The organism is Sphingomonas sp. Leaf208 (assembly GCF_001421415.1).
In the GTDB taxonomy this organism is placed as follows: domain Bacteria; phylum Pseudomonadota; class Alphaproteobacteria; order Sphingomonadales; family Sphingomonadaceae; genus Sphingomonas.
This window is the reverse complement of the sequence record NZ_LMKH01000034.1, coordinates 329,430-341,676: the sequence shown is the minus strand read 5'-3', so window position 1 is coordinate 341,676 and position 12,247 is coordinate 329,430. Positions and strand designations below refer to the sequence as shown.

The following is a 12,247-nucleotide window of genomic DNA, read 5'->3' as shown; positions in this document are numbered from 1 at the left end:
CGCGCCAGCGACTATGCGCGCCTGCCCCTCGCGTCAATCATAGCAAGCCTTCTGCGAGACGTTATCAGGCTTTGTCGCTCTCGTATCCTCCCCCGCCAGGGGGAGGTGGCTGGCACTTGCCAGACGGAGGGGGAGGAAAGGAAAAACCTCGGTTGCGTATCCTCCCCCTCCGTCACCTTCGGCGCCACCTCCCCCTTGCGGGGGAGGATCGAATTTATTCCGAAGCAGGATCGCGGATCGTGCCGACGGGCGTCCTCCCAGCGATCAGGTCCTGATAGCACGCCTGAGCTTCGGGGGCGGGGCCGCGGCGCGAGGGGAGCGCTTCGACACGGATCACCCGGACCTCGTCGTTGGCGGCGAAAGTGAGGACGTTGCCGATCCGCACCGGGCAATGTGCGCGATCGATCGGGCGGCCGTCGATGCGGAGATGCCCCTTCTCGGCGATCGCCTGCGCGGCGCTGCGCGTCTTCGCAAGCCGCACGAACCAGAGGAACCGATCGATCCGCATCGCGCCTTCAACCATGGCGGACCAGTGCGGCCAGCCCGGCAAAGGCGTTCTGCCGCGACGGATCTATCGGGGCTGGCGTCACGGCACGAGCCGGTGGACGACCGCGCCAGACCCAGCGCGGCGTGTCCCCCGCCAGCGCCTTGAACCCGAGTTCAGTCATCAACCGCTCCAGCGACGCGGCATCGACGCCGATCGAAGTCGCCAGAGCAGGATCGGGCGCGAACGGCGTGCGACCCTGCCGCGAATCGTGCGCGGCCCGCGCGATCCGCTCGATCAGGTCGATCCGGACCGCCTGGAGCCCGAGGGGGCGGAACCCTGCCTCCAGAACCGCACCCTCGCTGCCGCGCGCCAGCACGGTCGCCCCATCTCGCGGGGCGGCGATCGTCGTCCCGCGAGCCGCCGCGAGAATCCGCCGCCAGCGCGCCGACTCGGGCTTCAGCAACCGCGCATCGAAGAGGTCGAGTGCACCGACCGTAATGCCGACCTTGCGCAACCGCTTGCGCTCGTCGGAATCGATCGCGTCGAGTGCTAGTCGCATCGGCAACCGCGGCAGGATCCCGCCGGCCCCCTCAATCGCGCTGGCCACTGCGCGCAACGCCGGCGTGGCGTTCGGATCACGGCTCAATTCGGCGAGGTGAACCAGCACGGCGATCCGCCGCTTCAGCATACCAGCAAGCCACAGCGACAGCCGTGCCTCGATCCGATCGCGCGCGGGCTTGTCGAGACAATCGAGCGACCGATCGAGGATCAGCTTCGGCCGCGCGAACGACGGCCCCGCGCCAAGCTTGGCGACCGGGTGACCCGCCCAGATGATCTGCGCCGCGTCGTCGAGCGCGATGTCGGCGTCGGGCGCATCGACCAGCGACTGCCCGCGCCGCGACCGCTCGCCGGTAAGACGCTTTTCAGCCGCCGCGAGCAACAGCCGCTTGTCGCTCGCCCGCGCGTCCGCCGCCACGGTAAAGCGAAACCCGTCGAGGCGGCCGATCGGATGATCCTCGACCATCACCTCGCCCTCGGGCCCGATCACCACCGGCAACGCGCCCGCATCCGCGCCGATCTGGCGCATCAGCGCGGTCGTGCGCTTGTCGACGAACCGCTGCGTCAGGCTGGCATGCAACGCATCCGACAGACGTTCTTCGAGTGCGGCGGTACGCGCGGCCCACAGCGTCGGCTCCGCCAGCCAGTCGGCGCGTTGCGCGATATAGGCCCAAATCCGCGTCGCCGCGATCCGCCCGGCGATCACCGGCACGTCGCCCGCCACCGTATCGAGGCGCGCGATCTCGTCCGCGAACCACTGGTGTGGGATATGCCCCCGCCCCTCGCTCAGATGTCCGAACACCCGTGACACGAACCGCGCATGCGGGTCGAGCCCGACTTTGCGGAAATCAGGCAAGCCACACGCCGCCCACAACCGCGCGACCATTGCCGGATGCCGCGCCCGTTCGCGCACCCAGCCCTCCTCGGCCAGCCGCTTCAAGACGCCGAGGTCGAGGGCTTGCGGCGCGGCGCGCAAAACGCCAGCGGGCGGGCGCGCTTCGAGGCTCGCCACCAGTGCGTCAATGCTGGAAAAATCAGGATCGCCCTGCCGCCAATAGAGGTTTTCAAGCCGCGGAAACCGGTGCTCCTCGATCGCCAGCACTTCCTCGGGCAGGAACGCGCCGGGACCGTCGTCGGACAACGCCCCGAACGTGCCATCGCGCTGGTGCCGCCCCGCACGCCCGGCGATCTGCGCCATCTCCGCCACCGTCAGGCGACGCTGGCGCTTGCCGTCGAACTTGTTGAGGCTGGCGAACGCGACATGCGCGACGTCCATGTTGAGCCCCATGCCGATCGCGTCGGTCGCGACCAAGTAATCAACCTCGCCCGCCTGGAACATCGCGACCTGCGCGTTGCGGGTGCGGGGGCTGAGTGCCCCCATCACCACCGCCGCACCACCGCGCAGACGCCGCAGCATTTCGGCGACCGCGTACACTTCCTCCGCCGAGAACGCGACGATCGCCGAGCGCTTGGGCAACCGGCTGATCTTCTTCGCGCCCGCATAAGTCAGCGTCGAGAAGCGCGGCCGGTTGACGATCTCCGCGCCGGGGACGAGCTTCTTGATCATCGGCCGCAACGCCTCGGAGCCGAGGATCATCGTCTCCTCGCGTCCCCGCGTACGCAGCAGCCGGTCGGTGAAGACGTGGCCGCGCTCAGGATCGGCACCGAGTTGCGCTTCGTCGATTCCCACGAAAGCGACGTCGCGGTCGGGCATCGATTCGGCGGTGCAGAGGAACCAGCGCGCGTCCGGCGGGACTATCTTCTCTTCGCCGGTGACCAACGCCACGCGGTTGGCACCCTTGATGGCCACGACGCGGTCGTAGACCTCGCGCGCGAGCAGACGCAGCGGGAAACCGATCATGCCGCTCGAATGCGCGCACATCCGCTCGATCGCGAGGTGCGTCTTGCCCGTGTTGGTCGGGCCAAGAACCGCGGTCACGCCAGCGGAGACTTCGTCGCTCATGGCGGGCAACATCGGGGGTAAAGTGGGCCGGCGCAATGACCTGGGTGGAATTGCGCGGTGTTGGCGGGGTGAATTGCCGGGTGCGCTCGATTGCTGAACCAGCGAGCGGAGAGGACGCGTTCACTTATATCCAACACCACCCCGGCGAAGGCCGGGCCCCAGTTGGGCAGGCCAAGGTGACGAGGCGCGGCCCTATGTTAATCCTGTTCCCCAACTGGGCCCCGGCCTTCGCCGGGGTGGTAGAAAGGTTTGGACGGTCTTCAAACCGGACAGTCAAAAGTCAGGGTATCGTACCCCAAATCTCGTCCGCCCCGACCCGAGCACGCCCCGCCGCCGCCAAGGCCCACAATCACCCCGGTTAATTTGACTTTAGCATGTCCTCGCCACAACCCCACGCTCGCGCCGAGGATGAAACGGCGCACGAAAAATTTGGACGATTTCGGGGCGGGCACGCGTGTATTTGCAGAAGGATCAGGCGCTGGAACTGGCGGGCGGCGGGGCACGCGTGTTTGGTCGTGCGCTCGATCGGCAACCGGATATCGCGCCGAAGACTGCCCCCTCGCGGATCGACTGGGTGCCCGATCTCGGCGCACGAATCGGCAGTCGCGACTGGTGGCGCGGGCTCGCGACCTGTACCGCGCTGTGCGCTGCCACGGTGATGCTGGCGCCGGGGTTCAAGCCGCTGATCGGTACGGTACCGGCGCCGCTCGCTGGTGCCGAGTGGGAGGAAACGCGCGCGCAGGGAATCGCGCCACTCGCTCAGGGCGCGACCACCGGGCGGCGGATGGCGGTGAACGATCTCGTTGCCCCACTCGCCAATGCGCCCGAGCGTCCGACGCTCGAACTGTCGGCGACGCTCGGCCAGGGCGATGCGTTCGACCGGGCGCTGATGCGCGCCGGCGTCGGCCGAAACGATGCCGAGGCCGCGGCGGCGCTGGTCGCGCAGTCGGTCGATCCGAAGGCCATTCCGGCGGGCACGCGGATCGCGCTGACGCTCGGGCGGCGGCCGGATCGCACCGTCGCGCGGCCGCTGGAGCAGCTCGATTTCCGCGCGCGGTTCGATCTGGCGCTGTCGCTCACGCGTGGTGCGCGCGGGCTGACCGTGAACCGCAAGCCGATCGCGGTCGACTCGACCCCGCTGCGGATCCAGGGCCTGGTCGGCTCCAGCCTGTACCGATCCGCGCGCGCCGCCGGTGTTCCCGGAAAGGCCGTGGAGTCGTTCATCAAGGCGATCTCGACGCGACTTTCGATCGGCCGCGACGTGACCTCCGCGGATAGCTTCGACGTGATCGTCGAGCGCGAGCGTGCCGCAACCGGCGAGACCCGGATGGGCGAGCTACTGTTCGCCGGGATCGATCAGGGCCGACGCAAGGTGCAGCTCGTGCGGTTCGCGCCGGACGCGATGAACGTCGATGTCGACGCCAGTCTAAACGGGGAGTCGAGTCGCGGCGGTTGGTTCGATGCGAACGGCCAGACCGAACGCCGCGCCGTTTCTGGCATGCCGGTCACCGGCCGGATCACGTCGAACTACGGCATGCGGTTCCACCCTCTGCTGGGCTTCACGCGCATGCACAAGGGCCTCGACATCGGCGCACCGTACGGATCGCCGATCCACGCGATGACCGACGGCGTCGTAGCATTCGCGGGGCGGACCGGCGGCTATGGCAATTTCGTCAAACTGGTGCACGGCGGCGGGATGGCGAGCGGCTACGGCCATATGAGCCGGATCGCGGTATCGTCGGGCACCCGCGTCCGGCAGGGCCAGGTGATCGGCTATGTCGGATCGACCGGCATGTCGACCGGCCCCCATCTGCACTGGGAAGTGTGGAAGAACGGCGCGGCCATCAACCCGCGATCGGTCTCGTTTGCGAGCGTGGCGCAGTTGTCGGGGGAGAAACTGCGCGCGTTCAAGGCAAGGGTTGCTCAGCTGCTGGCAATACGGGTCGGCGCCTAACCATCCGATGAACGTCGACGCGGTGCGCGACGGCGGCATCGACGGAGTTTTATGTTGGTTGCTCATTACGAGCCGTGCGCTCGTCAACAACGTGAGGAACGGCTATTCTTCGTGCGAATGGCCCATTACATTAGCCGATAGTGCTTGGAGGACTCGTGGCGAACTCTTTTCTTCACGGCACTGTCCATACCGCCAGCGACGATCTCCAGTCGGCGATCTGCTCCGATCCAAGCCTCTTTGCACTGTGGCAGACGCTGACCCCGCTCGGCCGGAACGAGTTCATCTGCTGGATAGAGGACGCAAAACAGCCGAAAACGCGACAGCGCCGCATAGAGCGTACGGGTCAGGAGTTGTTCGAGGGCAAGAAGCGCCCCTGTTGCTGGGCGGGCTGCATTCACCGTACCGACAAGGCCCCGAGCCGATGGCAGCAGGCCGTCCTGATCGACCGAAAAACAAAGACCGGCATGTGATGACGTGCACGATCAGATCCCCTCTTTTACCGGAATACAGCTAGTGACGGGTTATGCTTGTCGATCCCTGCACTGACCGATCGCACCTACTTCCCCTGTGCTCGCCAGCGCTGGATCGTGCGGCCGATGATCTGGTCCTCACCGCCGACGTCGCGCCATAGTTCGGAGAATAGCGGATCACCCGAGGCGGGGCGTTTCTCCTCCTCCAATCCGTCGAAGCTCACGCGGATCGGGATCGTCACGCCTTCGCCGCAGATGATGCACTCGCGATTGCGTAGCGCGGGGATCGAATCGAGGAAGCCGCGCGCGCCCTCGGGCATCGCCGCGCGGACGAAGGCCTGGTCGCGGTCGTTGTTAAGGCGCATCGCGATGATCGTGCCGCATTGCGACAACACACCCTCCGCGAGATCCGACGGACGCTGCGTGATGAGCCCCAGCGACACACCATATTTGCGCCCTTCCTTGGCGATGCGGCCGAGAATGCGCCCGACCGAGCTGTTCGCCTCCCGCCCTGCCGGGATGTAGCGATGCGCCTCCTCGCAAACGAGCAGGATCGGGCGCTGCGGTTCGTTGCGCGACCAGATCGCGAAGTCGAACGTCATCCGCGCGAGCACCGCGACCACCACCGACGTAATATCTGACGGCACGCCCGACACGTCGATGATCGAGATCGGCTTGCCGTCGCCCGGCAGGCGAAAGATGCGCGCGAGGAAGCTTGCCATCGTGTCCGCCACCAGCATGCCGGAGAACATGAAGCCGTAGCGCGGATCGGCCTTGATCTCGTCGATCTTGGACTTGAGCCGGAGATAGGGCGCGGTGTCGCCCGCGCGGTCCATCTTGCCCATCTCGGCGCTGATGATCGTCGTCAGATCGCTGAGCATATACGGGATCGGCGCGTCCACCGTGAGCTTTGCGATCTCCTGTCCGAGGCGGCTTTTCGCCTTCGCCGCGAGCAGGCATTTGGCGAGGATGTCCGCATCGAACTGTCGCGCAGAGCCGCTGCTGGTGAGGAACACCTCGCAATGCTCCTCGAAGTTCATCAGCCAATACGGCATCTGCAGGTTCGAAACGTCGTAGATCGCACCGTTCGATTTGAACGCGGCGGCATATTCGCCATGCGGGTCGATCATCACGATATGCCCCTGCGGCGCGAGTTCGCAGATGCGGTGGAGGATCAGCGCGGCGCTGGTCGACTTGCCCGTGCCGGTCGACCCGACGAGCGCGAAATGCTTGCCGAGCATCGCGTCGACGTACAGCGCGGCGGGGATATCGGTCGTCGGATAGACCGTGCCGATCGTGATGTTCGCACGGTCGTCGGCGGCATAGACCTGTTGCAGGTCCGCCGTGGTGATCGGGAACACCTCGCAGCCGGGCATCGGATAGCGCGTGACGCCGCGACGGAATCGGTAGAGTTTGCCGCTGAGTTGCTCTTCGTCGCCTTCGCCGAGATAGTCGATCTCCGCCGCGACACAGGTCCCGGCGGCATCCTCCAGCTTGAGCGAGCGGATATTGGCGACCAGCCACGTCGCGCCGACGCGCATCTTGATCTGGCTGCCGACTTGTCCGGCTGCTACGACGACCGGATCGGCATCGTCATGCAGCACCGCGATCGCAGCGCGATCGAGCAGGATGCGGCTGCTCGATCCGGCGATCGCGAAGACGACGCCGACGGGCGCGGCCGCGGTGCTCGCGCTCGCGAATCCGCTCGTCAGGGGTGCCGCGCGCAAGAATGCGCCAGGTCCCGGCATGTCGCTCATCGCCGCAAAGTCTCCAGTCATTTCAGACCGACCCTGCCGCGATAATTGTAAATATCCGATGACGACGGTGTTGAACTTGCTGAGAAAACCGGCGCGTTGGTACGCGTTTAGTCGCTGAGACGCGCTAAACCCTGCGCGCGATCCAGCCCGCTGCCCAGCCGAGGAACACCGACAGCGCAACCGCGACCAGCCCGTACGTTACCGACGAGCGATCCGCGGCGCGCGCGACGAATCGCTCGAAACCCGATTTGCGAATGTCGATGTCGCGTACTGCGGCTGCCAGAACGCGGCCGTCGCGGATCAGGAACGTCTCCGCGGTAAACCGGCCGACGGGCACGCGGGCGGGTATGGACACGCGCGCACGATAGAGCACGCCGTCGGTGATCTCGACTGCACGCGGCGCCTCGTAATACAGGCCGGCGCGGCGCTTGAGGTCGACGAGCCCTTTCTGGAAGCGGTCCTGGATCGGCGCGGGTACGCTCGACGCTGGCGACAATTGCAGGCTGTCGAGGCCGAGTTCGTAGATCGCGCGCGTCCGGTCGTCGACGAGACGGTCGATCGGTTTGGAGGAGGCGATGGCGTAGAAGCTGGGCGCGGAGCGGTATCGCAGGCGCGCGGCGTTGACCCAGATGCCGGCGACCTTCTCCTTCTCGCGCATCAGGATCGACTGGGTCGGGCCCTTTACGACGACGACGATGTCGGTGGGTTGCTCACCGGTCGGCAGGCGCCCGCCGGGATAGAGAATCGCGCCGAACAGCAGCAACTCGGCGCCGGTGAAGCTGTACGCGATCTCGATATTGCGTTGTGACACGTCGGGGACAAGCACGGGCTTGGCCTGCGCCATCAGCAATGGCGTCAGCGTTAGAAGCGGCCACGGCTTCATGTCTTGCCCGTCACGACAGCGCGACCGAGAAGATTTCCTCGGGGCGCCAGACCAGGCCGAGCAGGATACGCGCGCCGACCAGCAGCACCATCACGGCGAGCCCGAGGCGGAGATATTCGGGACGGAACTTGGTCGCGAACCGCGCGCCGACCTGCGCCCCTACGACCGAGCCGAGCAGGAGCAGTGCGGCGAGCACGATGTCGACCGCCTTGGTGGTGGTCGCGTGCACCATCGTCGCGACCGCCGTCACGAACAGAGTCTGGAACAGCGACGTGCCGACCACCACCGACGTCGCCATGCCCAGCAGGTAGATCATCGCGGGGACGAGAATAAAGCCACCGCCGATGCCGAGCAGAATCGTCAGGATGCCGGTGAAGAAGCCCAGCAACAGCGGCGCAAGTGGAGAAATATAGAGCCCCGACGCGTAGAAGCGCGTCCTGAGCGGTAGCGCGGCGACGAGCGGGTGATGGCGACGCTTGCGCGCCTTGGGAGGGCGTCCGGTGCGCGCGCGGCCGATCGTGCCGATCGATTCCTTTGCCATCAGGCCGCCGATCGACCCGAGCATGACCACGTAGACGATCGCGATCACCGTATCGATCTGGCCGCTCTGCTGGAGTAGACGGAACAGCCACGCACCGAAGAACGAACCCAAGATACCGCCCGCGACAAGAACGCCGCCCATCTTGGTATCGACGCCCTTGCGCCGGAAATGCGCGAACACGCCGGAGACGCTCGCGCCGGTCACCTGGCTCGCGGACGAGGCTGCGGCAACGGTCGGTGGGATGCCATAGACGATCAGTAGCGGTGTCGTCAGGAAGCCGCCGCCGACGCCGAACATCCCCGACAACAGTCCGACTCCCCCGCCGAGCAGGATGATGACGAGCGCGTTGACCGACAGGTTCGCGACGGGAAGATACAGATCCACGACGGCTGCGTTACACCGGATTGCGCGGGCGGGGCTAGGCTCGACCGCTTAGAAGTCGCTACCGATCGATAGGGCCGGTCCGGAGCCCGGACGTGCGCCACCGGCGATGCGTTCGCGCCAGTCGAGCGTAAGGCGGATCGTCTTGCGTGCGACCGGTAGCGCAGCGACGATCGAGGGTCCGATATCGAAGCGTTCGGCGTCGCGTTGCGCGCTTCCCCACACACCGACACCGACATCGACCTTTGCCCCGGCGAGCGTCCCGATCGGGTGCGTAAGTCGTCCAGAGGCATCGACGAAACCTTCGATTCCGCCTCGCCCGATCGCGCCGGCTTGACCGTACGTTTCCAGACGGAGACCGGGTGCGACGTCGGCCGGACCATAGCCGGCAATCACGCCGATCGTCGGTCCGCCACGTCCGCCATCGAGCGCGAACCGCTGCTCGGCGACGAGGCGGATCGGCAACCGCGTTGGTTGCCATTCGATCCCGAGCGCGGCCTCCCGTCCGGCACCTTTGAGCGGCGTGGCGACGCGCGCCACCAGCGCGACCTTTCGACGGCTGCCGAGCGCGTAGGCTAATCGCAAACCGCCCTGCGATGCGCTGAGCTGCCCGCCCGACACCGTACCGGCGGGACCGCCACGCACGAGCAGCCATGCGCTTCCGCTGAGACGATTTGGCCCGTTGGCGACCATGGGCGGTGCTACCGGCGACGGAACGAGGTATGTCCGAGGCTCTGCGACGGCTGGCAAATCGGGAAGAACGCGCGCTACGGGGCGCGGCGGCGCAATCGTCGGTGCCTGCCATGGTCGACCCTTGGCGGAAATCGGCAATGCGACAGCGACGCGTGGCATAGTCACCACCCGCGGAGCCACGCGGGGTCGCTCGAGAATTGCTGCGGCGACTTGCGGCACGAGCACTTCGACAACCCGCGGGATTATCTCCGAGGGTGGAAGCGAGGCTACCTCCGGCAACAACAACGCCACGCGGACCATCACCCATCCGCCCAACGCCAATGCAAGAAAGCGCAGCGGGCGCCCGACACTCATCGTGCCGCGGCGGCGAGGCCTGGATGGTTGATGCTGTCAGTGATGATGTCGATGGGCAGCGCGTCGGGAAACTCGTGCTGTGTCTTGTCCCAGACCGGCGCGGCACCGCGCAGCATGCCGATATAGACGATCACCGCGCGCGGTGCGGCGATCAGCGAGACGAGGTTGCCGACCAGGAATCGCGGCAGCGCCCAGATCGCCTCGCGCATGCCGTAACTGCGTCCCGTGAATATCATCCGCACGATCAACCGCCACGCCAGCAAGGCGCCATTGGCGACGAGCAGCCAGAACGCGATCGGGTAGGCGCCGTTCGCGTAGGGTGACGCCCCGCCGGCTTGGCCGTGCGCCAGCAGCGAGAACACCCATATCGGCACCGCAAGATAGCCCACCGCGAGGATCACGACGGCCAGCGGCGCGCGTCGATCGCGCATTCGCATCCAGTGATCGGCGACCGCGCGAGGCCGCCCCCAGCCGGTACGATCCCAGCCGGCCAGCGCAATACCCATCATCCACCGCGTCTTCTGGCGCACCGAGCCGCCGAGCGTACACGGAAAATACGCGCGTACCGCGACCACCGTCCCGGCGTCGTCCGCCGCGACACGCGCGAAGATGCATCGTGCGCCAAGCTCGGCGAGCCGCAAACCCAGCTCGTAATCCTCAGTCAGACTGGTGGCGTCGAACGGATCACCGCCCCGTGCCTGCGCAATCATCGCGAGGACGGCGGGTGCAATCGCACAGCCGGTGCCGGCAAGCGGCATCGCGGCGCCCAATGCGGTCCGCACGACGATCTGCTTGGCGTGGGATTCGGCGAACTCGTCGGCATAATGCCCCGACACAAGCCGCGCACCGCGGTGGACTAGCGGCAGGACGGGAAGCTGGATGACGTCGTATCGCTCGATCAGGCTGTCGAAGACGCGCAACTCCTGCGCGTGCACGACGTCTTCGGCATCATGGAGCACGACCGCCTTGGTCAGTCGATCCGTCCCTGCCCCCTCGCTCAGATCGTCGCGGCACAGCGCGCGCCACAGGGTGTTGAGGCAGTCGGCCTTGGTCGTCGGTCCGTCGCGTGGCCCGATCACGAGCCGGATACGCGCGTCGCGCTCGGCGACCGCGGCAATCGCATCGATCGTCCCCCGGTCGTTCGGATAGGCGCCAGCATAGATGCGGTAATTATCGTGATCGTAGCGATCGAGCGCGGTCGTCAGCATCCCGCCGATCACCGCGACCTCGTCCCACGCCGCGACGAACACAGCGATCCGTCCTGCAATGCGCGGCGACGGCAGAGTGGCGAGAGTCAGGCGAGCCCGGCCGCCATGCCTGATACGGTGACCGATATAGACAAGATCGACCAGCAGATCATCGATACCACCGAGTAGCAGTCCGACGCCCGCAAACAGCAGCATCTCGCGCGCGGACGCGTCGATAATCCACAGCGACTCGCCCAAGCCACACCCCCGAACCAAGGGTACCGCAAGTCACCGTCGTAACGGATATAGTCTTATCGAGAACGGATGTTTGTCGTTTTCGCGAATTACAGCCTGACGCGGCGAACCATCGCGTCGAACGTGCGTTACGACGATGATCCCTTTCCCCCCTTTCGGGATCGGCGCCGATGATGCCCGGCCCGGCCGCACCGCTGCTCAGGCATACGGTGCGGCCTAACCGGCCTCCGGACTGTCCAGCGGATGCCTAAGCTTTACGGCTGATTGCGGCCACCGCCGCCGGTGTTGCTGCCATTGCCCTGACCGCCGCCAGCCCCAGCCGCGCCGACCGTGCCGATATTGCCGAACAGATCCTGGAAGAAGCCGCGTTCGCGACCCAGCGTCGGCGTCTTCTTGCCATAAGGTGCGATCGACGCGACCTGCTCGAGCCCGCCGCGGCGGATCGCGGTGACGGTGCCCTTTTGGTCAAAGCTGATTTGCAACGTGATCTGCGCATTCGCGCGCGGGTTGCGGAACGCGAGGTTGCGGCTGTCGCGCGCGAGATAATACCAGTCGCCCTGGTCGAACTGACCGGCGAGCGTCGGCTTGCCCAGCGTGGCGAGCACCGACTGGCGGTTGTCGACGCCCGGCTGGACCGAGTTGACGAGGTCGGTATCGACCACATAGCCCTGGTGCGAGCGCAGCTGGGTGCAGCCCCCACTGGCCAATGCGGCGACCGCAAGTGCGGCGGCGAGACCCGTACGGGCGGAAAACACGCTCATATA

General features: G+C 66.5%; 10 protein-coding genes. 2 read left to right on the top strand and 8 right to left on the bottom strand.

What is annotated here, in order from left to right; all coding sequences use genetic code 11:
- Window positions 1–214: 214 nt before the first annotated feature.
- Together ASE69_RS14355 and ASE69_RS14350 are read right to left on the bottom strand one after the other, a co-directional pair.
- Entirely contained in the window at window positions 215–523 is a 309-nt protein-coding gene (locus ASE69_RS14355) for an RNA-binding S4 domain-containing protein (protein WP_056487918.1), read from the bottom strand.
- Window positions 516–3,008: a helicase-related protein gene (locus tag ASE69_RS14350; protein ID WP_056487913.1), complete on the bottom strand. Its 2,493-nt coding sequence runs from the start codon at window positions 3,006–3,008 to the stop codon at window positions 516–518. Before ASE69_RS14350 ends, ASE69_RS14355 begins: the two co-directional genes overlap by 8 nt.
- A gap of 454 nt (window positions 3,009–3,462) precedes the next feature.
- Between ASE69_RS14350 and ASE69_RS14345 the strand changes: the two genes are divergently transcribed.
- Both ASE69_RS14345 and ASE69_RS14340 read left to right on the top strand, forming a co-directional pair.
- Window positions 3,463–4,962 (top strand): M23 family metallopeptidase, encoded by a 1,500-nt coding sequence (locus ASE69_RS14345; protein WP_056487910.1) that lies wholly within the window; start codon window positions 3,463–3,465, stop codon window positions 4,960–4,962.
- Between the two features lie 155 nt (window positions 4,963–5,117).
- Window positions 5,118–5,432 (top strand): YdeI/OmpD-associated family protein, encoded by a 315-nt coding sequence (locus ASE69_RS14340; RefSeq protein WP_056488358.1) that lies wholly within the window; start codon window positions 5,118–5,120, stop codon window positions 5,430–5,432.
- An 86-nt stretch (window positions 5,433–5,518) separates the two neighbouring features.
- Here the strand turns inward: ASE69_RS14340 and ASE69_RS14335 are convergent, their stop codons facing one another.
- From ASE69_RS14335 to ASE69_RS14310, 6 genes are all read right to left on the bottom strand, one after another.
- Window positions 5,519–7,189, bottom strand: coding sequence for an ATP-binding protein (locus tag ASE69_RS14335; protein WP_056488355.1), 1,671 nt, complete (start codon window positions 7,187–7,189; stop codon window positions 5,519–5,521).
- Window positions 7,190–7,313: 124 nt separating this feature from the next.
- A complete protein-coding gene (locus ASE69_RS14330) occupies window positions 7,314–8,072 on the bottom strand; it encodes a TIGR02186 family protein (protein ID WP_056487907.1) in 759 nt (252 codons plus the stop codon).
- Between the two features lie 10 nt (window positions 8,073–8,082).
- The gene (locus ASE69_RS14325; protein WP_056487904.1) at window positions 8,083–8,997 is read right to left on the bottom strand and encodes a sulfite exporter TauE/SafE family protein; all 915 of its coding nucleotides are present in this window, start codon (window positions 8,995–8,997) and stop codon (window positions 8,083–8,085) included.
- Between the two features lie 48 nt (window positions 8,998–9,045).
- Complete coding sequence (locus ASE69_RS21520) at window positions 9,046–9,846, bottom strand: hypothetical protein (protein ID WP_235518797.1); 801 nt, start codon at window positions 9,844–9,846, stop codon at window positions 9,046–9,048.
- Between the two features lie 191 nt (window positions 9,847–10,037).
- Window positions 10,038–11,486 carry a glycosyl transferase family protein gene (locus tag ASE69_RS14315; RefSeq protein WP_235518795.1) on the bottom strand — a complete coding sequence of 483 codons (1,449 nt, stop codon included), beginning with the start codon at window positions 11,484–11,486 and terminating at the stop codon, window positions 10,038–10,040.
- Between the two features lie 251 nt (window positions 11,487–11,737).
- Entirely contained in the window at window positions 11,738–12,244 is a 507-nt protein-coding gene (locus tag ASE69_RS14310) for an outer membrane protein assembly factor BamE (RefSeq protein WP_056487899.1), read from the bottom strand.
- Window positions 12,245–12,247: the final 3 nt, after the last annotated feature.

Coding starts and splice junctions, on each gene's coding strand:
- ASE69_RS14355 (WP_056487918.1), bottom strand. CDS start 523: ATGGTTGAAGGCGCGATGCGGATCGATCGGTTCCTCTGGTTCGTGCGG.
- ASE69_RS14350 (WP_056487913.1), bottom strand. CDS start 3,008: ATGAGCGACGAAGTCTCCGCTGGCGTGACCGCGGTTCTTGGCCCGACC.
- ASE69_RS14335 (WP_056488355.1), bottom strand. CDS start 7,189: ATGAGCGACATGCCGGGACCTGGCGCATTCTTGCGCGCGGCACCCCTG.
- ASE69_RS14330 (WP_056487907.1), bottom strand. CDS start 8,072: ATGAAGCCGTGGCCGCTTCTAACGCTGACGCCATTGCTGATGGCGCAG.
- ASE69_RS21520 (WP_235518797.1), bottom strand. CDS start 9,846: ATGCCACGCGTCGCTGTCGCATTGCCGATTTCCGCCAAGGGTCGACCA.
- ASE69_RS14310 (WP_056487899.1), bottom strand. CDS start 12,244: ATGAGCGTGTTTTCCGCCCGTACGGGTCTCGCCGCCGCACTTGCGGTC.